Origin of the sequence: Bradyrhizobium sp. SZCCHNRI1029 (assembly GCF_032487555.1) — a bacterium.
In the GTDB taxonomy this organism is placed as follows: Bacteria; Pseudomonadota; Alphaproteobacteria; order Rhizobiales; family Xanthobacteraceae; genus Bradyrhizobium.
The window spans coordinates 94,889-119,027 of record NZ_JAUEUK010000003.1 but is presented as its reverse complement, the minus strand read 5'-3'; the positions used below and the strand labels follow the sequence as shown (position 1 = coordinate 119,027).

Annotated in this window: 15 protein-coding genes; 4 read left to right on the top strand and 11 right to left on the bottom strand. The window is 65.4% G+C overall.

Features of this window, described 5'->3' with window-relative positions:
* Positions 1–305 precede the first annotated feature (305 nt).
* From QW861_RS09675 to QW861_RS09660, 4 genes are all read right to left on the bottom strand, one after another.
* A complete protein-coding gene (locus QW861_RS09675) occupies positions 306–3,614 on the bottom strand; it encodes a hypothetical protein (RefSeq protein WP_316165356.1) in 3,309 nt (1,102 codons plus the stop codon).
* A 554-nt stretch (positions 3,615–4,168) separates the two neighbouring features.
* Positions 4,169–6,298 (bottom strand): autotransporter strand-loop-strand O-heptosyltransferase, encoded by a 2,130-nt coding sequence (locus tag QW861_RS09670; protein WP_316192963.1) that lies wholly within the window; start codon positions 6,296–6,298, stop codon positions 4,169–4,171.
* Positions 6,299–6,365: 67 nt separating this feature from the next.
* The gene (locus QW861_RS09665; RefSeq protein ID WP_315711799.1) at positions 6,366–8,321 is read right to left on the bottom strand and encodes an HlyD family type I secretion periplasmic adaptor subunit; all 1,956 of its coding nucleotides are present in this window, start codon (positions 8,319–8,321) and stop codon (positions 6,366–6,368) included.
* 3 nt (positions 8,322–8,324) lie between these two features.
* A complete protein-coding gene (locus QW861_RS09660; RefSeq protein WP_315827558.1) occupies positions 8,325–10,187 on the bottom strand; it encodes a type I secretion system permease/ATPase in 1,863 nt (620 codons plus the stop codon).
* Positions 10,188–10,963: 776 nt separating this feature from the next.
* On the opposite strand from QW861_RS09660, the gene QW861_RS09655 reads away from it, so the two are divergent.
* Genes QW861_RS09655 through QW861_RS09645 form a run of 3 tightly spaced genes read left to right on the top strand, consistent with a single transcriptional unit; the run spans position 10,964 to position 14,108 of the window.
* Positions 10,964–11,146, top strand: a complete 183-nt coding sequence (locus tag QW861_RS09655; RefSeq protein ID WP_315711801.1) for a hypothetical protein — start codon at positions 10,964–10,966, stop codon at positions 11,144–11,146.
* Positions 11,143–13,074: an ethylbenzene dehydrogenase-related protein gene (locus QW861_RS09650; RefSeq protein WP_316165358.1), complete on the top strand. Its 1,932-nt coding sequence runs from the start codon at positions 11,143–11,145 to the stop codon at positions 13,072–13,074. The genes QW861_RS09655 and QW861_RS09650 overlap by 4 nt, the downstream gene beginning before the upstream one ends.
* Entirely contained in the window at positions 13,074–14,108 is a 1,035-nt protein-coding gene (locus tag QW861_RS09645; protein WP_315711805.1) for a 2Fe-2S iron-sulfur cluster-binding protein, read from the top strand. The genes QW861_RS09650 and QW861_RS09645 overlap by 1 nt, the downstream gene beginning before the upstream one ends.
* 40 nt (positions 14,109–14,148) lie before the next feature.
* Here the strand turns inward: QW861_RS09645 and QW861_RS09640 are convergent, their stop codons facing one another.
* Positions 14,149–15,006 (bottom strand): VOC family protein, encoded by an 858-nt coding sequence (locus tag QW861_RS09640; RefSeq protein WP_316165359.1) that lies wholly within the window; start codon positions 15,004–15,006, stop codon positions 14,149–14,151.
* A gap of 150 nt (positions 15,007–15,156) precedes the next feature.
* Here QW861_RS09640 and QW861_RS09635 point away from each other — a divergent pair, with 150 nt between their 5' ends.
* Complete coding sequence (locus tag QW861_RS09635; protein WP_316192962.1) at positions 15,157–16,467, top strand: FAD-binding oxidoreductase; 1,311 nt, start codon at positions 15,157–15,159, stop codon at positions 16,465–16,467.
* Here the strand turns inward: QW861_RS09635 and QW861_RS09630 are convergent.
* From QW861_RS09630 to QW861_RS09605, 6 genes are all read right to left on the bottom strand, one after another.
* Positions 16,464–18,092, bottom strand: a complete 1,629-nt coding sequence (locus QW861_RS09630) for an ABC transporter ATP-binding protein (protein ID WP_315751058.1) — start codon at positions 18,090–18,092, stop codon at positions 16,464–16,466. The genes QW861_RS09635 and QW861_RS09630 overlap by 4 nt on opposite strands.
* On the bottom strand, positions 18,089–18,919 hold the full coding sequence (locus QW861_RS09625; protein ID WP_315711810.1) for an ABC transporter permease: 831 nt from the start codon (positions 18,917–18,919) through the stop codon (positions 18,089–18,091). The genes QW861_RS09630 and QW861_RS09625 overlap by 4 nt, the downstream gene beginning before the upstream one ends.
* A 2-nt stretch (positions 18,920–18,921) precedes the next feature.
* Positions 18,922–19,899: an ABC transporter permease gene (locus QW861_RS09620; RefSeq protein ID WP_315751060.1), complete on the bottom strand. Its 978-nt coding sequence runs from the start codon at positions 19,897–19,899 to the stop codon at positions 18,922–18,924.
* Positions 19,900–19,923: 24 nt separating this feature from the next.
* Positions 19,924–21,540: an ABC transporter substrate-binding protein gene (locus tag QW861_RS09615; protein ID WP_315751062.1), complete on the bottom strand. Its 1,617-nt coding sequence runs from the start codon at positions 21,538–21,540 to the stop codon at positions 19,924–19,926.
* A gap of 285 nt (positions 21,541–21,825) precedes the next feature.
* Positions 21,826–23,424 carry an ATP-binding protein gene (locus QW861_RS09610; RefSeq protein WP_315751064.1) on the bottom strand — a complete coding sequence of 533 codons (1,599 nt, stop codon included), beginning with the start codon at positions 23,422–23,424 and terminating at the stop codon, positions 21,826–21,828.
* Entirely contained in the window at positions 23,421–24,122 is a 702-nt protein-coding gene (locus QW861_RS09605; RefSeq protein ID WP_315751067.1) for a response regulator transcription factor, read from the bottom strand. Before QW861_RS09605 ends, QW861_RS09610 begins: the two co-directional genes overlap by 4 nt.
* Positions 24,123–24,139 lie beyond the last annotated feature (17 nt).

The window sequence follows — 24,139 nt, the reverse complement described above, 5'->3', positions numbered from 1 at the left end:
GTCGTGGCATCCCCGCAACATCGTCGCTCAGCGGCGCTTCGACGCACGGTCCAGACAAGAAGTTGCCCCGATCTTGCGACCGGTCACCGATCTCTCCTTAGAAAAGTTCCAGCGTGACGAGCCTCCGCGGTGCGGAACGGAACGTGCATCTTTGTTGATCTTCCGAGGCCTCCTTCTTCAACGCGTGTCGTCTCGCCCGGCTCATTGTCCTTCTCATTTCCCCCGGGAGCACTGCGCGAGTGGACCTCATCTGCTTGCTCCCGGGTATCCGTATCCCAGCCGCAGCAGCTGCTGCGGCTGCCTCGTCAACCCCACATGTGATGCATCGCGTGGAGATGCGACATGTCGGGCCCGGCAGCCGCGGCCTGGCTCATATGCGCGCCCTGGCTTTGATCGTGATGATGGTGATGATCGCTGTGATGCGTGGCGTTGCTGCCGTTGTTGGCCGTGGTACCCGTCGACGTGCCGCCAGCCGCCGTTCCGCCAGCCGCCGTTCCGCCAGCCGCCGTTCCGCCAGCCGCCGTGCCGCCGGTCGACGTGCCTCCGTTCGCTGCGGTACCACCGGCTGCAGCGCCACCGGCGGCGGTGGTACCTGCCGCAGCAGTGCCGCCGGTGCCGTTGGCCAGGTTCGGTGTCGCGGTGACCGGAATGGTGCCGTGCGCGGTCCCCTTGATTGAGGTCGCCGCCGAGACCGTCGTGGCCGTCCCAACATAGGTGCCGCCATTGACCGGAATGTTGTTGCCGGAGACGTCCATGGCGTCGGCGGCAAAGCCCTGGCCGGCCGCGGCGACCATCGCCTTGTCTGCCGCAAGTGCCGCGCCGGTGTCGCCGTTGAGGATGCCTTGCAGGCCCTTGACCGCGTTGGCGGTGTCGGCTTCGAGCGTGCCGCTGAGCAGTTCGTTGTCGAACCGACCCTGGAACACGGCCCCCTGGGCGGCGTCGAAATTGGCGCCGAACTGCTGGTAGTTCTGGATCTGCGTGATCAGGGCCGCGCTCGCCTGCGCACCGCCGGTCGAGATTTTCTGCAGCGTGGCGTTGATGGTGTTGGCCTCGGCCAGGAATGCGGCCCAGAAATTCGTCTGTGCCTGGTTGTCCTGGAATTTGGTGACCGTCCCTTTGAGCCCGCCCGGATCCTCGGCAAAGCCGCCCGCATGGCCGGCGTTGCCGTTGCCACCTGCCGCCATGTTGAGGTTGGTGTCGCCCTGGATGATGTCGATGATGTCGAGCAGGTTGTCGGCCGTGCCGCGGAGAGCGGCCTGATTGCCGGTGGTCGCAGCCTGATCATACTTGCCCAGCTGCAGGTTGATCTGGCCGAGCGCCGTCTGCAGATGGATCGTCGTCAGCGCCGCGGCGTTGGCAGTCTCGCCAGCCTCGATCTGCGCGAGCTGGGTCTTGTTGTTGAGGATGGCCGTCAGTCCGTGCTGGACGGCGGTGAAGTCCGCGGTCACCTCGGCAAGGTTACCGGTGTTGATGCCGCCCGAGGCGACCTCGACGGCCTTGTTGAAGACCAGACCAACGTCCTTCAGGCTGTTGCCGGCGGTAGCGGCGGCAAGACTCGCCGGATCGTCCGCGCCCGCGGGCGACGTCTGGAAGGCGACGTCCTGGCCGCCGGTATTGGCGAGGAAGGGGACGTTGTTCAACGCGTTCGCCAGATGCGCGTCATTGTGGATTTCGCCGAGGATTTCCTGTTGCAGCGCGTGGATCGTCTGGCTTGCCGCTGCCGATGTGCTGGCGTTGGCGAACTGTCCCGCCGCCTGCAGCAGTGTGCCCAGTTGCCCCTCGACATTGGTCAGCACCGCCGTGTCGGTCGCGTTCAAGGCGAAGGTCTTGCCGCCGAGCGTGACCTGACCAGGGTTGGCCAGCATCGCCGCAATATCGGTCTGCACCGCCGTGATGTCGGCCTGGTAGCTGGTGAGGAAGGCCGGCGAGTTGCCGCTGTTGGCGAGGCTGAAGAGGCCGAGCGAGGCGCGCACCGCGTCGTTGAAGACGACGCCAGCCTGCACCAGGTCGGTCGAATGCTGGATCGCCGTGGCACGGGTCAAAAGGTTCGACGTGCCGTTGGCAAGCGCGGTCGGGCTGAAATTCACCGGCGTGGCGCCGCCAGCCGGCGGCGTCGACGATGAGCCGCCGGTGCCGTTGGCAATGTTCGGGGTTGCCGTGACCGGGATCGTGCCCTGGGCGAGTCCGTGCACCGACGTGGCCGTCGAGACCGTGGTCGCCGAGCCGACATAGGTCGCGCCGCCGATGGCGATGTTGTTGCCGGAAACGTCCATGGCGTCGGCCGCGAAGCCCTGGCCGGCCGCGGCGAGCATCGCCTTGTCTGCGGCAAGCGCAGCGCCCGTATCGCCGTTCAGGATGCCTTGCAGGCCCTTCACCGCGGCCGCCGTGTCGGCTTCGAGCGTGCCGCTCAGAAGCTCGTTGTCGAAGCGGCCACGGAAGACGTTGCCTTGCGCGGCATCGAAATTGGCGCCAAATGCCTGATAGTTCTGGATCTGAGTGACCAGTGCGGCGCTGGCCTGCGCTCCGCCGGTTGCGATCTTCTGCAGGGTCGCGTTGATGGTGTTGCCTTCCGCCAAGAAGGCGGCCCAGAAATTCGTCTGCGCCTGGTTGTCCTGGAACTTGGTGACCGTGCCGGTCAACCCGCCCGGATCCTCCGCGAACCCGCCGGCATGGCCCGGCATGCCGTTGCCGCCCGCGGCCTTGTTCAGATTGGCGTCGTTCTGAATGATGTCGATGCTGTCGAGCAGATTGTCCGCCGTGCCGCGCAGCGCAGCCTGATTGCCGGTTGTTTCCGCCTTGGCATACTGGTTGAGCTCGAGATTGATCTGCCCGAGCACCGTTTGCAGATGGATGGTCGTGAGCGCGGCCGCGTTCGCCGTTTCGCCATTCTCGATCTGGGCAAGCTGGGTCTTGTTGTTGAGGATCTTGGTGAGACCTTGCGAGATCGCCGTGAGGTCGTTCGTTACCTCCTGCAGGTTCGCGGTGCTGATGCCGCCGGAGGCGAGGTCGACGACCTTGTTGAAGACGAGGCCGACATCCTTCAGCGTGTTGCCTGCGGTCGCTGCGGCCAAGGTCGCCGCATCATCGGCACCGGCCGGCGTGTTCTGGAAGCCGACGTCCTGGCCGCCGGTGTTGGCGAGGAAGTTGACCTTGTTGAGCGCGCCGGACAGATGCGCGTCGCCGTTGATCTCCTGCAGGATCTCCTGCTGGACCGCGTGCAGCGTCTGATCCGCGGCTGTGATCGTCGCAGCATTCGTGGTCTGCGGTGCGGCCGTGAGCAGCGTCGAGATCTGCGCCTGCACGTTGGTGAGAACGGCGGTGTCGGTCGCATTCAGCGTGAAGGCCTGGCCGCCCAGGGTCACCTGGCCGGGATTTGCGAGCATCGCGGCGATGTCGTTCTGTACGGCGTGGAGATCGGTCGTGTAGCTGCCGAGGAACGGGTTCGAGTTGCCGCTGCCTGCCTGCGTGAACAGGCCGAGCGAGGCGCGCACCGCATCGTTGAACACCACGCCGGCTTGGACGAGGTCGGTCGACATCTTGAGCGCTGAGGCGCGCACCAGCAGGTTCGACGTTCCGTTGGCCAGCGCCGTCGGGTTGAAGGTGTTATTCGCCATAGATCATCTCTCCCCAAGTTCATCCGACGCCCGGCAGGGCCCCGTACCGAAACTGGCCGGACGATGCGGAAGCGCATCGGCCCTGCGTCGGACGTGCTGCGCCGCGCCTCACGCCCGTGCGCCGCTGTGTCGCGCGCTTTTCTGACGCGCGCTACTTTGTCGCACCTCGCTATATGTTCGGAGCAATCGGGCCAAAAAAGGCGTGGGGGAGTCCGCAAATATGTTGTTCTCGGGACATCGCGGATCTGTGACAGATGCGTCGCGATCACGTGCCAAGTGATTGATTTCTGGCGGCAAGCGACAAATGCGGGGTACGGCGATCGGGCGCGAATTGCATGTTGTCGTCAAGATGCTGCCTGCATCTCGCCGGTGAGTGGCCGGTCTCCGGAGATCAGACGCGGGGTTGGTCTGATGCGCTCGAGGTTGCCCGGCGACACGGGCGCGCGGCATTGTCGCGGCGCGATCGCTGGAAAAACGCCACGATGGATCGTCTGTCCGGGGGAGTGAGAGGGCGAAGGCGCCTGGGCGTATCGGCCGACCTCGCCGTGCGCCGTTCAGGACGGCGGCGCGGCCTGACGCTGTGCCAGGAGCGCAGTCCTGATCTTCTGCAGCAGTGTGGTGTAGAGCTGATTCCAGGCCGGGTCATTCTGCCCGTTCGCGTCCAGCCCTTGCTTGGTCAGGCCCAGGCTGATCCGGTAGACGGCGAGCGCGCCGTCGATGTTGCCGAGTGGAATGAAGGCATCGCCCAGACTCTGGTAGGAATTTGCAAGCGCCTGCTGCAGCGACGGATCGTTGGCGACCGTGTTGGCGAGGTGGGTGATCAGCGCGGTATTGGCGCGACGCTGCTCGAAGGCTTCGGCATGGCGGCCCTGGGCGGCGAGCACGTCCGCCAGCAGAGCGTGGCACCACGCGAGGTCGCGCTCAAAGCTGAGATTGCCGCGGTGAGCTGCGGTCAGCTTCCGGATGATGGCGAGGCTGGCGGAATAGGCGGCATGCGCAGCCTCGAGGTTTCGCTGAACGAACAACACGGCGCCAATGCGGTTCAAGGCGACCGAGAGGTTGCGTTGAAACCCGGCGTCGTCCGGATTGGCTGCGGTCAGGTACCTGACGATGGCGATGCTCTGCTTGTAGTTCTGCAGCGCGCCCATGAGATCGCTCGCGGTGGCTGCGCGATCGCCTTCCGCGATGCCGGCGGCAGCCTGATCCAGCAGCCTGCCGGCGGCGACCGTGACGCCGACTGCAAGGCCCCCGCGGGCAACGTCGCCGCACGGTCGCGCCAGCAGTGCTGCGAGCGCGACCGGTTCGTCGCTCTCCACGGATTCCGGCGCAGACTCTGCCCTCGAGGTTCGATGCCGATCAAAGGACGCAGGCGCCGCCTGCTGCTGAGAGGTGCGCGGTTGCGGATACAATCCCTGTCCGAATCCGGGAATTCGGCGCAACATGCCCTCGACCTGCGCGGCCGTGATCAGGCGCGTGCATTCGAACTGTCGGGACGTGCCCTGCCATCGCGGGCACCACAGAAAGTCCTCATGGTCGAAGCGATGACTGGCATCATTCCAGCAACTGTTGCAGGCGTGATGGTTGATGACCCGATAGGGGGTCGCAAACTCGTTGGTCGGGTGGGTGAAGCCGCTGATCAGCACGACCGGAGTGCCGACCGCCCAGGCCAGCCATGACAACCCCGAGGAAAGGCCGATGAAGAATGCGGCATGCTTGAGCCAGCGGGCGCGCTCGGGCAGCGGCCGGTCGCCGGTCTGATCCTCGGCTGCGGCGGGAATTTGCGTCCGGTAGGCGCCGTGGCTGCGCTCCGCGGTCTGATCGATGCAGATCACGCGATAGCCGGTCGCGCGGAGGAAGGCCACGATGCTCTGCCAGCCCTCGGGATTGTTCCAGTGCTTGCACGCGGTCGTTGCCTGCATGGCGATGCAGACATAGGGGTCCTCGATGGGACGGCTGTCTTCGCTCAACGCGACGCGAGGTGGACGCTCGGCCGGATCCACGCCGAGAATGTGAGCTGCGGTCCGATGCAGGCCGACCTGCCGGAAATCATAGGGCTGATGGACCAGCTCGGCATCGTCGAAGAACAGCCCGACCGAGTAGGTTGCGTAGTATCGCTCCGGCTGGACCGTCTCGTGGCTGAGGAATGCGATGTCAGGGTAGGCGTCGCGGAACAGGGGGATCAGCGGCTCGCCCATCGCACAGCTCAGGCGGCACCGATGCAGGTCCTTGAACTTCACTGCATAGCTCATCCAGCCGATGATGTCGCCGATCGTGCCGACCGGGAATTGGATCAGGACGTCGCGGTCGGTGGCGTCATAGTCGTGGCACAGCAGCAGCTCGGGCCCTGACCACACTTCGAGCCTGAACGGGACAAAGTAGCGTTTGCTGCTGTTGACGTGCCCAGAACGCAGGTCGATGTCGAACAGGACGTTGGCGGTCTCGAGATCGCTCAATCGGACGTGCCAGGCGTGTCCGGTGTCGGGCAGCATGACACGACAGCCGTCGTTGAAGTCGAAGCGCAGCCCCTGGGGACCCTCCTGGGTCGGCACGGCCGCTGGCGGCGGCAGTCGCGGCTTGCGTGCGTGATCAGACGCCTCGGTGCGGGCGCCGGGCTGGGCGGACGGTAACGCACTTGCCGGCACCATCGCCGGGTCTGAGGTGCGGGGAAAATTTGCAACGTTCATGTCGAGGTGCCGACGCGGTCTGCGTTCATTCGTGAGCGATGACGCCGACCGCGGCCGTTCGGTCTTGTTACTCCACGAAGGCGCGGCGCCACTGATCGAGAACCGGCTTCATCAGATAGCTGAGCATCGTCCGGCTGCCGGTTTGAACGTAGACTTCGGCCTGCATGCCGGGCATCAGGTTGACGTTGCCGAGCCGCTTGCGCTCCTCGTCGGACAGCGTGATCCTGACCGTGTAGAAGGTGGAGCCGGTTCGCGGGTCATTGGTGATATCAGGCGACACGAACGAGACCTGGCCGCTCAATTTCGGCGTGGTGCGCTGGTTGAAGGCGTTGAAGTGGACCATCGCATCCTGCCCGGTGTGAACGTGATCGATATCCTTGGGCTGGACGTGCCCTTCGACCTGCAGTTCGTCCGAATCGGGGACCAGCTCCATGACGGTCTCACCCGGCTTGATGACGCCGCCGATGGTGTGGATCGCGAGCTGGTGGATGGTGCCGGAGTTCGGCGCGCGCATCTCGATGCGATCGAGCTGGTCGCGCGCGGCGACGCCCTTCTCGACCAGATCGCCTTCCTTGGCCTGGGACTCGCTGAGGTCCTTGACCACCTCACTGCGGAAATCCTGATCGATCTTGACGGTCTGGAGCTCGGCTTCGCTGATCTTGGACCTCGTCTCCGCCACGCTGGACACCAGCTGGCCGCGTTCACCGTCGATCCGAGCGGCTTCCCGCTGCAGCGTGGTCAGTCGCGTCAGCGGAACGAGCCGCTTGTCATAGAGCTCCTGCACGCCGGCCAACTCGCCCTTGATCAGCTCGATCTGCTTGTTCTTGGATTCGAGCTGAGACTCCATGCCGCTGATTTCGTTGTTCAGCTGGACGATGCGGCCCTGCAGCAGCTCTTTTTGGCTCTTGCGGGTCGTGGCACGGGCCTTGAACAGCGCGTTCTCCGACGCGATCACGGTGCGGACGTTCGGATCGTCCTGACGTGAGGTCAGAGTGGACGGATAGTCCGGCTGATCGAGACCGTCACGCTCGGCCGAGAGCCGCGCAATCTTGGCGCGCTGCTCGTTCAATTGCTTGGTGATCGCCTGGAGCTGGGCCTGGCTCTGCGTAGCGTCGAGCCGCACGAGCAGATCGCCCGCCGCGACGCGCTTGCCGTTGTCGACCTTGATTTCCGCGACAATGCCGCCGGTCGGATGCTGAATGGCCTTCACGTTGGATTGCACCACGAGATTGCCGGGGACCACGATCGCGCCGGCGAGCGGCACGAGGGTCAGCCAGCCGCCGCCGAGAACGCCGGCGACAAGCAGCACCCGCAAGCCGAGACGCAACTCGTTCTCGAACATGCGGCTGACGCGCGGCACCAGCGATTCGTCCGAGCCGTCGTCGAGATCGGCCGCCGTTCCTTGCGTCGCAATGAAGGTCATGCCGGTGGTCAAGGCCGTGCCGGCGGTGCCGACCAGGCGGCCGACACGGGTTTGCGGAACGGCAGGCGCATGCGCCAGACGGGCGGGGAGGTTCTGCTGCCCGACCGCGCGCGGCGCGCCGACGCCGAAATTGCCGTCGCGTCGTGCATCCTGCAGGTCGAGCAGGGGCGCCGAATTGCTGCCCGCCATGCGCGCGGGCGGATGGCGCGGCGGCGGCGACAGCTCCGGCTCGTTGCCGCGCATCGGTGCGGGCTGCTGCCAGTCCATCTCGCGGATGCCTTCACCCCGGCGTGTCCGGGGCGCCTGGGCGCCGAGACCGAACAGCGACAGCGACGCACCGAGGGCGCGGCCCATGGTGCTGCCCTTCTTCTTCGAACGCGGCTTTGGCCTGCCTGGCGACGGTGGCGGACGCCGTCGCTTCTTGCCGCCGTCCCGTGTGCCGTGGCGCTGCCGCGGGTCCTCGTCGGAGCCGTCGTCGAATGCGCCCTGCAGCCGCTGCAGCTCGAGGATCAATGCATCGCCCTGCGGACCGACCGCGCGAGTCTTCGGTCGCACATAATCGTCGTCGTCGAACGGCCTGAAGTCGTTGATGTGTTTCATTGATCAAGCGCTTTCTGCTGGGGCGGCGCGACGAAGCGAGCGGGCGTTCGGATTTGGCGCCGCTGCGGGAGCAGCAACCCTGGGCGGAGCGGGGGCATGCGTGACGGCGGGTCCCGCGGCCTTGTTGGCTCCGGCGACGCGGGCAAATATCTCCTGGCAGGGACCGAATGCGATCGCCTTGCCCTCGTACAGCACCAGCGCCATGTTGAGCGCATTCAGCGCGCTGGGACGGTGCGAAATCACGATCACGATGCTCTGGTTCTGCTGCCGCATGATCTGAATGGCGCGGCTGAGCGCGTTCTCGCCGTCGGTGTCCAGATTGGCATTCGGCTCGTCGAGGACGATGAGAAAGGGATCGCCATACACCGCGCGGGCCAGACCCACGCGCTGCCGCTGACCGGCCGACAGCGACATGCCGCCTTGGCCGATTCGCGTCGAATAGCCTTCCGGCAGCCGCAGGATGATGTCGTGCACGCCGGCGATCTGCGCCGCCTTCAGAATCGCATCCGAGCTCGCATTCTCGTCGAAGCGGCAGATGTTGTCGGCGATGCTGCCGTCGAACAGGGCAACGTCCTGCGGCAGGTAGCCGATGTGGCGGCCGAGATCCTCGTTGCTCCATTGGTCGAGCGCTGCGCCGTCGAGGCGGACGGATCCATGCTGTGCAGGCCAGATGCCGACCAGCGCCTTCGAGAGCGAGGTCTTGCCGGATGCACTCGCGCCGAGCAGTGCCAGACCCGTGCCTGCCTTGATCGAGAACGACACGTTTTGAACAATCGGCCGATCGGTGCCCGGCGCGGTGACCGTCAGCTCCTGTACGGTCAGCTCGCGGAACGGGCGGGGCAACGCGACCGGCGGCGCTTCCGGCCTGGCGGTGGCCTTGCAGATATCGCGCAGACGCGCGATGCCCTGGCGCGCGGCGACCAGCTGTTTCCAGCTGCCAAGTGCGATCTCGATCGGGGCGAGCGCGCGGCCCATCAGGATCGACGAGGCCATCATCACGCCGCCGGAGGCCTGCTCGGAGACGACGAGCGCCGCGCCGATGCCGAGCATGCCCGATTGCAGGATGAAGCGCAGCACTTTCGCGGCGGCTCCGAGATTGGCGTAGACATCGCTCGCGCGAATGTTGTCCTTCAGATAGCGCTCGTTGACGGCGTTCCAGCGTGCCGAGAAGCGATCCAGCATTCCGAGCGCGCGAATCACCTCGGCATTGCGCTGGGTGGCGTCGGCGAGAACCTGCCGCGCGGCGCTCGTATCGCTGGCGGATTTACTCGCCTGACGCGACAACCGGTCGGTCACCAGCGTCATCGAGATGATTCCGGCCGTGCCGATGACGGCCGTGATGCCGATCAGCGGATGAAACAGAAACATGCCGATCAGGAAGATCGGTATCCATGGCATGTCGAGAAAGGCGGTTGGTCCCATGCTCGACATAAAGGCGCGCAGCTGGTCGAGATCGCGCAGCGGCTGCTGCATCAGCATCGGCTTGGTGCCGCGCAGGGGCAGGGTGGCCAGAGCGTGATGAATCGCGTCCTGCAAGCTCGCGTCGAACACGGTCGCCACCCGGCACAGCATGCGGGTGCGCAACGCGTCGAAATAACCCTGAATCAGATAGACGGCTAGAATCATCACCGACAGGCCGACGAGCGTGGCGAGATTCTTGCTCGGAACGACGCGATCATTGACCTGCATCATATAAACCGAGCCCGAGAGCATCAGGATGTTGATGACGCCGCTGAACACGCCGATGCCGGCCATGCGTTTGACAGCCTGGCGCAACCCGCGCGTCACCGGATCGTCGCTTCCCGAGAGAAGGTCGTTGAGGGCAGCCGCGGCTTTCGTTCTCGGGCGGTCTTGAGCCAGACTCATCCAGGCGCGTCTCCCAAACACAGTGCTTCACTCCGCGCTATTGACAGTCGATACCGACGATTTTCCGGCAACAATTGGACAAGTGGGCAATTCCGTCGCAGCGTCGCGGGTAAACGACCGGCACGAGGCGCGATGCGCCGGGGCGGCTCTGAAAAAGTGTGGCATCGTTCAGCGCGATCGGGTCCGTGCGAAATCCGTCCGCGATCGTCGATAGTTGCAGCGTGATAGCAGCCATCGGCACGCGACGCGTGTCACACATTCGTCCGTCTATCACCTTGGTTCCGTACTCATTGGTCGCGGTCCGGGCCGAATGACGCCACGAAGCCGAATAAATCTTCCTGCGGTGCAACGCACAGGCGTTGTCATCTCGATCATGCGGTATTCGATGATGGTGCGGAGAACGATCATGATGGCGGCGGCAACACAAGGACATGCGGCTCCGCGCACCAATCCAAGACGTGCAATCAGCTCAGCCGGGCATGGCGACCGACGATGTGTTCTATCATCGAACGTGCGGCCGCTGTGGAACCGGTGACCCGCCAAGCATCGGGCGCACGAGATCAACATCAACTCCAGGGAGGACGAAGCAGATCAGTCCGCGTGCGATCCGAGCAACTCGTCACCGGCTCGGGCCACGGCAGCTGATCAACCATAGGCGTGATCCAACCGATCACGCTCAAGCGTAGCGGGGCAACGATTGGGTGCAGAACGGCGCCGTAACGCCGAAGTCGGACGAAGTTGCTCACTTAGTAAAGCGTATCCGGGGGACGACAAAGTTGCTGGACGACATCACCATCGAGACGCGTGATGCGGGAATGGATTCGGGTCGAGGGGCGGCCCGCAGGGTTGAATACTTGATCATCCTGCGCCGGATCGGTCCGCTGAGACGAAATACGGTCGCCAGGTCGGCGGTGAATCGCGCCGATCGCGTGCGCGCAGCTCTGGAGGCGCACGCATGAAGATCCGCAAGACCGACTATGGAACGATCATCCTGCACTGGACCCTGGTTGGGGCCACGGTGATCGCGTTCCTGACGGGGCTTCGCATGGCGACCGAAGCGCCTGGACACGCATGGATCGCCAACAATCTCGACTGGCTGCTGCCCCGGCACCGGACCTGGACCTGGCACATGCCGGCTGGGGTCGTGCTCGCGAGCGTCGCCGTCGCCTACATGATCTATATCTCGAAGTCAGGGCTCGGCCGTCGCGTCACCATCGACAAGATGCGCTTCAAGGGCTTGCTCGGCCGCCGGCCGGCGCGGCTGGGCTCGATCAGCGTGATGCTGCATTGGGTGCTTTTCATCTCCATGGCGATCCTGATCGTCACCGGAGGCATGCTCTTCTTCGGCGTAGCCTCCGGCTACGTCACCATGATGATCCACTGGTACGCGACCTGGGTGATCCCGGCCTTCGTGGTGCTGCACGTCCTGGTTCACTTCAGCATCGGCGGAAAGATGCAGCTCTATCGCGTGTTCCGGCCGGCGCCCTTGCCGCCGCCGCCGCCAAAGCTCGATCCCGTCGAACTCCTCACGATGCTGGTCGAGCAGTCGGAAAAGCTGGAGGAAGCGGAGGCGCCTCCGAGGAGGCCGGCGCCAGCTGCGCGGCCTGCAGCACGTGAGCCGATGCCGGCGCCGCGGCGCATGGAGGAGCCGATGCGGGCCCGGTCCGAGCCGCGTGTGCCGCCGGGCCGCATGCGTCCGCCGCCGACACCTGCCAAGGGCAATTCCCGCCGCCGCAATCCGAGCTTCCAATCCAACCCGTTCATGGTCGCGATCGCCGCAGCCATCGTGATCGGTTCGGCGATGTTCGCCGCCGACTACTACGCCGAGGACACCGTCACGGTGTATCGAATCGCGACATCGGATGCGCCGACGCTTGACGGCGATTCGTCGGATCGTGTCTGGCGCAACATCCAGCCGCACATGGTGACGACCAACCAGGGCGACAATTTCGACGGTACCGGCGAATCGCGCGTCTGGATCAAGGCGGCGCATGACGGCACGTGGGTCTACTTCCTCGTCATCTGGGAGGATCCGACGCGATCGTTGAAGCAGCTGCCGCTGATCAAGAAGGCGGATGGCTGGCATCTCCTGCAGAATGGATTCGACAAGGGCGACGAGAACGATTTCAACGAGGACAAGTTCTCGCTGTTGTTCACGACGCTGCCGATCACCTTGGCCGCGGACCGAACGTTTCACATGAGCTCGCAGCCGATGCCGGACAAGCCGCCGACGCTGTCGGGTCGCGGCATCCACTACACGCCGGCGCCGAATCTCTATGCCGACGCCTGGCTGTGGAAGGCGACGAGCGGCGGCCCGACCGGATGGATGGACGATGATCATTTCGGTCCGCCTGCGGAGCCGACACCGGATCAGGTCAAGGGACTCACGCCCTACAAGGGCGGGTTCGCACCGGATCCGGGGACCGCGAACTATTCGGACAATTTCGTGATCGACAGGGAGGCCGCAAGACTGGGAAATCGGGGCGTGAGACCGAAGCGCCTGCCGAAGGACGTCGCCGCGATGACCGCGGCGATGGGCGAGATCAATCTCGATCCCAACATCGGCGAGAGTGAAGGCGCGCGCTGGTTCATGACAGAGGCCGAATCGGTGCCCTATTCGGCCGAGGCGGATGCCCAGACGCCGATCGGGACCGTGGTGCCCGGTGTTCTCGTCAGCGGCGAGTTCACCGGTGATCGCGCGGACATCCGTTGCGCTGCGCGTTGGGCCGCGGGCCACTGGACGCTCGAAATTGCCCGCAAAATGGACACGAAAAGCAAGTACGACGTTCCGATCAAGAATGGCGTGTTCATGCGTGTCGCAGCGTTCGACCATACCCAGATCAGACATACCAGGCAGATCCGGCCGATGCGACTTGAGGTGCAGTAATGGGTAAGATTTGCAAGATCCAGTACAACAGGGAAACGTTCTACGCGAATGTGGGCGATATCCTGCTCGACGGCGCCATCAACAGTGGCGTGGATCTGCCCCATGACTGCCGCAGCGGAATCTGCGGTTCCTGTAAAGTGACGGTCATCGACGGCAAGCTGTTCGGCGGCATGGAAGGCGACATGGCGCATGCGTGCCAGGCGCGTGTCGTGTCCGACCTCAAGATCATCACGGAGCCCGTGCCGGATACGGTGACGATGAACTGCGAGGTGGGCGATCTCGTGCGGCTCGCGCCCGACGTCGTCGGTGTCACCCTCGAGATGCCGAAGCCGCTGCGATTCTTCCCTGGACAATACGCCAAGGTCCAGTACCGCGGTTTTCCGACACGCTGCTACAGCCCGACCTATCCGATGGTCGGCGCACCCGATAGCCATCTGCTGTATCTGCACATCCGCATCCTGAAGGATGGCTTGGTGTCCTCGGCGCTCGGCCGTGACATCCAGGTCGGCCATCGCGTCAAGCTGACGGCGCCGCTCGGCACCGCGTTCTTCCGTCAGAAGCATCGCGGCCGGATCATCCTGGTGGCGAGCGGCACCGGCTTCGCGCCGATGTGGGCGATCGCGGTCGCCGCCATCACGGAGAATCCGAAGCGCGAGATCGTCTTCATCGTCGTGTCACGCACCTTGCAGTCGTTCTACATGCATCAGGCGCTGTGCCGCTTGGCGCGCTTCCCGAACGTGAAGATCATCCCGATCGTGTCGGAGCCGCAGAACGTCTCGCCGGCGATTCGCAGCGGCCGGCCGACCGAACACATGCCGGAGCTCACGCCGAACGACGTCGTCTACACCTGCGGCGCGCCGGCTATGACGGAGGCGGTCGCGAAGATGTCGCGCGCGGCCGGAGCGAAGTGTCATTGCGATCCGTTCGTCTCGTCGGCGCAGCCCTCCGAGTCGAGCGGCGGACTCATGGATCGGCTGGTCGGGTGGCTCGACAGCCAGCGAGGCCGGCCGGCCATGTTCCAGCCGGCGGAATGAGATCGTTGCGGCCGCGACGCGCGCGGCCGCAGTCCGGCGCTCAGCCGGCCATGAAAGCGAGCAGAGTGCCGGTGGCCGACGCGGGCGGAACGATCAGGCTCGCGCCACTGCGCACCGCTGCCGCGCCCAGAGCCTTTTCGGTGGCGGTCAGATCGTGTGAGGCCAGCACCAGGCCTGCGCCGCCTCGCTCCGGCAGGCCGGCAAGCGACACACCCGGATAGCGCGCTGCGAGCTGGTCCCTGGTCAGGAATACGAAATCGGCGCGGTCACCGCCCGAGGTGACGGTCACGGCGCCGTCGGCTTCGTCCCGGCCGTCGCGATCGATCAGGCGCGACAGGTGAGCCGCGTCCTTGGCCGGATCCGGCGTCACGATCAGCGCCTGCTTCAGTTGCTTGGCGGCGTTGGCATGGCGCATCAGTTCCGGGATCCACACCGTTTCGCGCGTCTTGTGCTGGCAGGCGAAGATGCGCAGGCCGCCCGGAGCCTCCGCGACCGGCCATTGAAACACGCGGAATTTCGCTGCCGAGATGCTGCCGTCGGGCAGCGGCACCGGACGCTCGAAGTCGATGGGACCAATCGGCTCAAAACCTTTCGCGCGGATTTCCTCGGCGCCGGCCGCGGAATCGGTCGCCGTGAAGGCGATGCGCTCGATGCCTTCGCCGCGCTGGGCAAGGAAATTGCGGGTTGGAACGTTGTGATCGGTCTCGGCGAGGATGCCGAGCAACTCGATGTAGTCAGGATCGAGCATGATGGTGTAGTTGCCGGATCCCATCTTGGCACTGTGCGTGCCGCGCGGAGACAGCGTAAAACCAAGCCGCTTCCAGGTCTCCGCCGCGGCGTCGAGATCCTTCACCACGACGACCGCGTGATCGATACCGATGACATTCTTGAGGGCCACGCGTTTGTCTCCTTGCAGCGAACTTGGCATATTGGCGGCCGAACTATGCCCAATCGACCCATGCGCCGCAACCGGCGCTGCGGGGCGCTGGGCGCAAGGCAAGATCGATCTCCGGCAGGGTGGTCGACCAGCAAGGATGAGCTGTCCGCGATGAGCACCACCACAGATTCCGTTCAATGGCCGCCATCCCTTTGGGCGGCGCAGACCCCGCCTGGACCCGACCTGTCCGAGCTTCAGGGCAGTGTGCAGGCCGACGTGGTCATCATCGGCGGCGGCTTCACGGGGCTGTCGACGGCGCTGCATCTGCGCGAAGCTGGGACGGACGTCGCCATCGTCGAGGCGATGGAGCCCGGCTGGGGCGCATCCGGCCGGAACAACGGTCAGGTCATTCCGACGCTGTCACGTCCCGATCCGGACGACCTCGTCGCGCGTCATGGCGCCGCGGGCGAGCGCTTCGTGGCGATGTTGCGCGACAGCGCGTCCAATCTGTTCGATACCGTGAGACGGTACAACATCGACGCCGAGCATGAACAGGCCGGCTGGGTCCAGCCGGTGCATACGCCCGGCCGCATCAAGATCGCCGAGCGCAGGTTCAAGCAGTGGTCGAAGTTCGGTGCGCCGGTCGAGCTGCTGTCGCGCGATCAGGCGCGAGACATGCTCGGCTCGGACGCCTGGCATGGCGGTTTCTGGAACAAGACCGGCGGCCACATCAATCCGCTCGCGCTGGCGCGTGGCTTGGCGCGGACGGTGCTGAGCCTGGGCGGCCGGATCTATGCGCGCTCACCGGTCATCGACTTCGCCCGGCGGGGGGATCGCTGGATCGTGCGCACCGCACGGGGGGAGCTGTCGGCGCGCGCGCTGGTGCTGGCGAGCAATGCCTATAGCGGCGAGTTCTCCAAGGCGCTCGCACCGGATATCGCGCACGAGGTGATGCCCGTGCTGTCGTGGCAGATGGCGACGCAGCCGCTGTCGGACAATGTCCGCAAGACCGTCATCCCGGCGCGGCAGGCGATGTCCGATACCCATGGCGAACTCTATTTTGCGCGCTACGACGCCCGCAACCGACTGGTCACCGGCGGCGCCGTGATCGGCCCCGGCAATAAGGCCGAGCGGCTGAAGGCGCGGGTCGCCGAACGCCTGCAGCGCCTGTGGCCGCAGATCGGCGAGGTCAGGTTCGACTATGTCTGGAACGGCTATGTAGGCATGACCACGGACTACATGCCGCGGATTCATCGCCTCGGTCCTGATGCCTATGGCTGGACCGGCTGCAACGGCCGCGCGGTCGCGCTCACGATCCCCCTCGGTGCGGAGCTTGCGAAAGCGGTGCGGGGCGTGCCGGCCAACGAGCTGGCGCTGCCGTTCACGGAGCCGGTCACCATTCCGGCGCACGCCCTGCTGCGTCCGTTCGCGCCGCTGATGCTGCTGTTGTACCGATATCGCGACGCGCGTGAGATCGGCTAAGACGTGGGATGTTCGGTCCGGGCGAAGTCGCCGCCCGGAATGGCCTCGAGCAGAGCCTGCGTATACGGATGCTGCGGGTTGCCGAACACGTCGTGCGTGGGTCCATGCTCGACGACGACGCCGTCCTTCATGACCGCGACCAGATCGCAGATCTGGGCTGCGACGCGCAGGTCGTGCGTGATGAAGATGATCGACAGGTCGAGGCGCTCGCGCAGGCTGGTCAGCAGCTTCAACACCTGCGCCTGAACGGAGACGTCGAGCGCGGACACCGGTTCGTCCGCGACCAGCACCTTGGGCTTCAGTGCCAGCGCGCGCGCCAGCCCGATGCGCTGACGCTGACCTCCGGAGAACTCATGCGGGAAGCGATCGGCGGCCGACGGGTCGAGCCCCACCAGGCTGAACAGCTCGCGCGCCTCCGTCAGCGCCTGCTCTCGCGAGGTGCCGTGCACGATAGGTCCCTGCGCCACCAGATCGACCGCCTTGCGCCGCGGGTTCAGCGAGGCGAACGGGTCCTGAAACACCATCTGCATCTGCTGGGTCCGGTTTCTGACCTCGCTGCGGGAGAGGGGCGCCCAGTCCTCACCGTCGAGCAGGATCGTTCCTGCGTCGGGATCGATCAGGCGAATGATGCAGCGGGCGAGGGTGGATTTGCCGGAGCCCGACTCGCCGACGATGCCGAGCGTCGCGCCCTTTGGCAGCGCGAGCGAGACGTCCCTGACCGCATGGGTGATTCGCTCGCCGCGGCCGAGGAAGCCGCCGGTGCGATATGTCTTCGAGACACCGGAGATGGTGAGGATCATCCGGTCCGACAGCTTGCGTGCCGGGGGCGCTGCTACCGGCGGTACCGCGGCGATCAGTTGCCTGGTGTAGTCATGCTGCGGCCGTTGTAGGACATCCGCCGCCGCGCCCTGTTCGACGACGCTGCCATGTTGCATCACGACGACGCGGTCGGCGATCTCGGCGACGACCCCGAAATCATGCGTGATGAACAGCACCGCAGTCTTGCGCCTCTGCTGCAGCTCGCGGATGAGCTTGAGGATCTGGGCCTGCGTCGTGACGTCGAGCGCCGTCGTCGGCTCGTCGGCGATCAGCAGCTTCGGATCGAGCGCCAAGGCCATGGCGATCATTGCGCGCTGGCGTTGTCCGCCGGACAACTCGTGCGGATAGGCCTTCGCCGCGCGCGGCGGATCGGGAATGTTGACGTCCGACAGCAGCGACAGCACGCGTGATTTGATCTCGACTTTCGACAGATCGGTATGGATGTCCAGAACCTCGCCGATCTGGTCGCCGATCGTGCGCAATGGATTGAGCGCGGTCATCGGCTCCTGGAACACCATCGCGATTTCGGCGCCGCGGATGCGGCGCATCTCGGCCGCGGTGGCGGTGCAGAGGTCGTGGCCGGCAAACAGGATGCGGCCGCCGTCGGTGGTCACGCCGTCCGGCAGCAGCCGCATGATCGTGTTGGCCATCATCGACTTGCCGGAGCCGGACTCGCCGACGATGCAGACGATCTCGTTTTCGGCGATCGAAAGCGAGACCTCCGAGATCGCATGCATGCGGTCGGCGCCTTTCGGCAGACGTACGCTGAGGCGGTCGACGGTCAGAACGGGCTTGGCTGGACTCATCGCTGCTTCAGCCGGGGGTTCAGTGCATCGTTGAGGCCCTGGCCGACCAGCGACACCGCAAGCACGGTGATGAGGATGGCAACACCGGGGATCGCCGATACGTACCACTGCACGCGCAGCACATCGCGTCCCAGGCCGATCAGATTGCCCCAGGAGGCGACGTTGGCGTCGGACAGCCGCAGGAAGGCGAGTGCACTCTCCAGAAGGATCGCAACCGCCATCACGACGCCGGCATAGACGATCACCGGCGGCAGCGCGTTGGGCAGGATCTCGCCCAGCATCAGCTGGGTGTCGCGCATGCCGAGGGTGCGGCCTGCCTGGACGAATTCGCGGCTGCGCAGCGAGAGGAACTCAGCCCGCGTCAACCGCGCCGGCGCCGGCCATGAGACGATGCCGACGGCGATCGTGACCGTCGTCAAGGTCGAGCCGAACACCGCGACCAGCACCAGCAGCAGCACGAAATTCGGCAGTGTCTGGAAGGCCTCGGTGATGCGCATCAGGATGTTGTCGACCCACCCGCCGTAGTAGCCGGCGAGCGCGCCGACCATGATTCCGATCGCCACGGCAATGAACGTGGCGACGCCGCCGATCAGGAGCGAGATGCGGGCGCCGTGAAAGATCTGGGCGGCGATATCGCGGCCGGAATTGTCGGTGCCGAGCAGGAACCGTGGATTGGCGAACGGCCAGATCAGCGGCCGGCCGGCGAGGGCGAGCGGATCGCGCGGATACAGATAGCCGGCGCTGATCGCCATGCCTACGACGATCAGCAGCAGGATCAGGCCCAGCACCGCAGCCGGACTGCGAAAGTAGCGCTTCGCGGCGTCCATGTTCAGCCTTCCGCCGTGATGCGCGGATCGAGCCGCGCGTAGAGCAGGTCGGTGACGAAGTTGACCAGGATCACCAGCAGCGCGGAGACGAAGACGATTCCGAGCAGCGTGTTGAGATCGCGCTGGACCACCGATTCATAGGCGAGGCGCCCAAGGCCGGGCAGCGAGAATACGGTCTCCACCACGACCGAGCCGCCGAGCATCGTTCCGGCCTGGAGTCCGATCAGCGTCACCATTGGCAGCAGCGCGTTGCGCAACACGTGGCGGGTGATGATGCGGGTTTCGTCGAGGCCCTTGGCACGCGCGGTGCGGACGAAATCGAGGTTCAGGACCTCGAGCATGGATGCGCGCATGATGCGCAGATAGATGGCCAGGAAGATCAGGCCGAGCGTCAGCGACGGCAGCACCAGATGGCTCGCAACGTCGAGCACGCGCCAGATCCCGTTGCTGACGGCGCCGATGTCCTCGAAGCCGCCCGCGGGCAGCCATTGCAGATAGATCGAGAACACCACGATGGCCATCAGGCCGAACCAGAACGAGGGCGTGGCGTAGCAGATCAGGCCGACCGTCGAGATCAGCGTATCCGGCCAGCGATTGACGCTGCGCGCCGCGATCACGCCGAACACGAGGCCGAAGAAGAACGCAAAGGAGAGAGCGGAGGTCATCAGCAGCAGGGTCGGCGGCAGCCGCTCCAGGATCACGGCGGCGACCGGCTTGCCGTAGATCGCGGAGAAGCCGAGATCGAGACGCACCAGCCGCCACAGGTAGTTGGCGAGCTGCATCGGGACCGACAGATCCAGCCCGTAGAAGCGGCGCAGCTCACGGGCGGTCGCCGCATCGCCGCCGCCCATCTGAGCCATCATCGCGTCGACCGTATCGCCCGGCGCGAGCTGCAGCAGGAGGAAGACGCCGATCAGGATCAGGAACAGGGTGGGGATCGAGGCGGCGAGCCGCCGCCCCGCAAGGCTCAAGATGCGCATGGCCTTATCCTGACGGATTCCGGCTCAGGCGGAAAGCCACAGATCGTGCCAGCTCGACGATCCCCAGCGCGGCGTGTTCGAGTGGTTGCGCGCCTTGGCCGTGATCACGGTGACGAAGATCTGCTCGATCGGCATCCACACCGGCAGCTCGGTATTGGCCTCGCGCACGAAATCTGCGTAGAGCGCCTTGCGCTTGGCCGGATCGACCTCGGTCGCCGCGTCATCGATGATCTTGTCGATCTTGGCATCGTCCCAACCCCACTGATTGGTCCACGGCGCGCCCTTGGGCTGGCCGGAGCGATACCAGACCGTGGTCGAAACCGCGGGGTCGTTGCGGTACTGGTGCCAGCCGGTCGCGAGATCGAAGGCGTGCTCGTCATAGACCTGCTTGAGGAAGCCGCCGCCATCGTTGCGCACGATCTCGATCGCGATGCCGACCTCGCCCAGCGACTGCTGGAGGAAGGTCGCCCACAGCGAGATGTCCTCCCCCCATGGCGCGGGCAGCAGCCGCAGCGAGAAGCGGGTGCCGCCGGCGCCGGGCTTGTAGCCGGCCTCGTCCAGGAGCGCCGCCGCCTTGGCCTTGTCGTAGGGATATTGCGGCGTATTGGCGCCGGGATAGAAGTCGGTCGAGGTCGACGGGATCGGACCGGTGCCCAGCTTGGCGAAATCGCCGAGGAAGTTCTCGATGAAGAAGGGAACGTTGATCGCGTGCGCGATGGCGCGGCGGACCTTCACGTCCGCCAGCTCCTTGCGGCGGACGTTGAACTCGAGCGTATTGGTGCGCGCGTTGCCCTCATTGCCTTTGGTCGAGACGATGAAGCGCTTATCCTTGCCGAGCCGCGCCATGTCGGAGATGGTCAGGCCCGAGAACGGGCTGTAGTGCAGCTCGCCTGCCTCCATTTGCGCCGCCGCCGCCGCACGGTCAGTGATCACCTTCCACACGATGCGGTCGAGATAGGGCGCGTTCGGCCGCCAGTAGTCGGCATTGCGCTCGGCGATGATATACTGGCCGCGTTCGTACTTCACGAATTTGAACGGACCAGTGCCAATGGGGGCGAGGTTCGCGGGGTTCTGCCTGATGTCGCCGCTCTCGTAGATGTGCTTGGCCGAGACGTAGCCGAGATCGGGCAGGGCGCGCAGCAGCAGGTTGAGCGGCATCGGCCGCTCGTAGCGGAAGATCGCGGTTTGCGGATCTGGCGTGTCAACCGCAGTCAGGAACAACTGCAGGGTCGATCCGTAGTTCAGGATCTTCTTCCACATGTTCATCGCGGTGAAGGCAACGTCCTCCGACGTGAACGGCTTGCCGTCATGCCAGGTGATGCCCTTGCGCAGCTTGAAAGTGACGGTCTTGCCGTCCGGCGTCGCCTCCCAGCTCTCGGCAAGTACGCCGACCGGCTGGCCGTTGGCATCGAGGTCGACGAGGTTCTCCTGGATCTTGCCGCCGATGATGTAGACGCCGGTTGAAGCCTGGAGGCTTGGGTTGAGCTGGCGTTGCTCGGCGCCGTAGTGAACGTTGAACACGCCACCCTTGCGCGGCGTCTCCTGGGCGAAGGCGCGGAATGGATTGACCACGTTCGCGGCGATGGCAGCGGAGGTCAGGAGGGCGGTCCGGCGGCTGATCTCGAAACGGCTCGAATTCATCAAGGTCTCCCGAAGGCCAAGCGGGACGCTGGCCGGTGGCGCAATCGGGGCGAAGATTACGCGGATCGCGGGTCCAAGTCATTTGCGAATTGCCATGCAGTTCTGCGGCATTCTCGGCCGGCCCATGCAGCCGGCGGCACCGTGGCATACATTGCTCGTATACGAACGAATGGGAGAAGATATTCGCCGACAGGGACTTGAATGAGGTGGGGATTGCGGCTGCCACGAATCGATCGGAGGCAACTTTGACGCGGCGCCACTAGACCGCGCTATCTCAGGTCGACGTCATGGGCCTTCGATCGGCAGCCGCAGCTCGAACGCGACACCGTTGTCGCCCGGCCCCAGCGAGATCTCGCCGCCATGGCTTGCCATGATGGCGCGCACGATCGCCAGCCCCATGCCGGTACCGCCGCTGTCGCGCCGGGTCGTGAAGAAGGCATCGAAGATGCGGTCGCGGTTCTCCGGCGAGATCGGATCGCCGTCATTGCTGGCGATGACGATCAGCATCTCTTTGCTCTCCTCGGCCTCGAGGCGGATGCGCCGGGCGCCATGCCGGACGGCGTTGTCGACGAGATGCGTGAGCACGATCAGCACGGTCTCGTTCGGGAGCGTGGTGCTGCGCTCGACCGGGCCGGACGTCTCGATGACAGTCGAGGGGAAACGCACTCGCAGCGTGCCGACGGCCTCAGCTATGCTACCGGCCTCGACCGTCGACACCGTCTCCGCCCGTGCCAGCTCGCGCAAGCGTTGGGCCAGCGCCGCGAGGCGGTCGGCGTCGCCAAGGATGTTGGTGAGGAATTTCTCCTGCTCGGCGCGTGTCAAGGTCTCGGAAGGGCTGGCCAGGGAGTCGAGCAGCAGCTCGGCTGCGCCCTTGATCGAGGTCAGCGGCGATTTGAGCTCGTGCGTCAGATGCGCGGAAAAGCTCCTGATGTAGTTGGAGCGTTGCGCCAGTTGCTCGGCCATGGCGAAGAAGTGCTCGGCGAGCTCCGCGAAGTCGCGGGTGCCGTAATGGGCGAGCGGACGGAAACCCGCGGGATCGTTGCGTCCGATCCTGCCGGCGCGATCGACCAGCTCGCGCATCGGCCGTGTGATCGTGCGTGCTACGACGAGGCCGACCAGCAGCGTCGTGAGGACAATGGTGGAGCCGGCGGCGATGAACTTGCCGCGCTCCTGATAGAGATGCTCGAAGATGTTGCGGGGCGTGCGCGAGGTATAGATGACCCCGGCGACGTGATCGTCGACGATCACGGGCATGGCCGAGAACACATGGACGCCGACGCCGCGGCTGATCGAATAGATCGGTGGCGGTGCCTTGTCCGGAATGCGAATGCGGAGCGCGGCGCTGTAGCGTCCCTTCAGGGCGGCAGCCACCTCGTCGATATGAGCGAGTGATTTGCCCATCTCATCGCGGCCGGCGATCACGACCCCCTGGGGGTCGAGCACGCGATACCCGGCCAAGGTGACCTTCTGCGTCTCCCTGACGATCGGCAGCAGCCGCGTGCCGATCGCGACGTAGGCCGGATCCGCAGGATGGACCGCGTCGCGGGCGTCCGGGCGGCGGACGAAAAGATCGTTGGCCAGAAGATCGAGCAGGGGGCGAATGGGCGTCACCTCGTCGGACGCATCCGGACGTGACTCGGGCGGGACCTCGGCGCCGAGCGGAACGCCGGTGGCAAGGCGCGCGGAAACCTCCTCGGCGAAGACCGCCGCGAGGACTCGGCTCTGCGCGATCAGTTCCGCCTGTGTCTGGCGGATCAGCTGGTTGTCATAGATGCGAAAGAAGAACAGCCCGACGAGCGGCAAGGTGCCGACCAGCGCCAGCACGCCAAAGACGATCTGTCCCAGCGACGGCCGCCATTTTGCCTTGGGCTTGGGCGCGATCATGGGGTGCCGCAGCGGCCGAGCCGGAAGCCCACGCCATGGACCGTCTCGATCGCGTCCTCGCAATGCGCGGCTGCGAGCTTCGCTCTGATGTTGCGGATGTGGCTGTCGATCGTTCGGTCGGAGACCTGAATGTTGAGCTGATAGGCGGCGGCCATGATCTGCTCGCGGCTGAACACGACCGCAGGACGCGTCATCAGCGTGCGCAGGATGCTGAACTCCAGCGCGGTGAGCGTCAGCGGCATGTCATCGAAACGGGCCAGGTGCTGCTGCGGGTCGAGCCGGAGCCGGCCATGGACGAGCTTCTCCGGCTCGGCCGAGCGATCACCTCCGCCGTTCGCGACCCGGCGGAGAATGACGTTGACGCGGGCAACCAGCTCGCGCGGACTGAACGGCTTTGTCACGTAGTCGTCGCCGCCGATCTCAAGCCCGAGAATGCGGTCGATCTCCTCGTCGCGGGCCGACAGGAATAGGATCGGCACTTGCGAGGTCCGGCGAATGCGCCGGCAGACCTCGAGGCCGTCGAACTCCGGCATGCCGACGTCGAGCACGATCAGGTCCGGCCGGTCTTCGGTGACCCTGGCCAGCGCAGCGCGGCCGTCGGCGGCTTCCCTCACCGCCATGCCGGCCTTGCTCAAGGCCACGCGCAGGACTTCGCGGATATGCGGGTCATCGTCGACGATGAGGATTCGGGGAGACACGAGCTTTACTCCGCGGC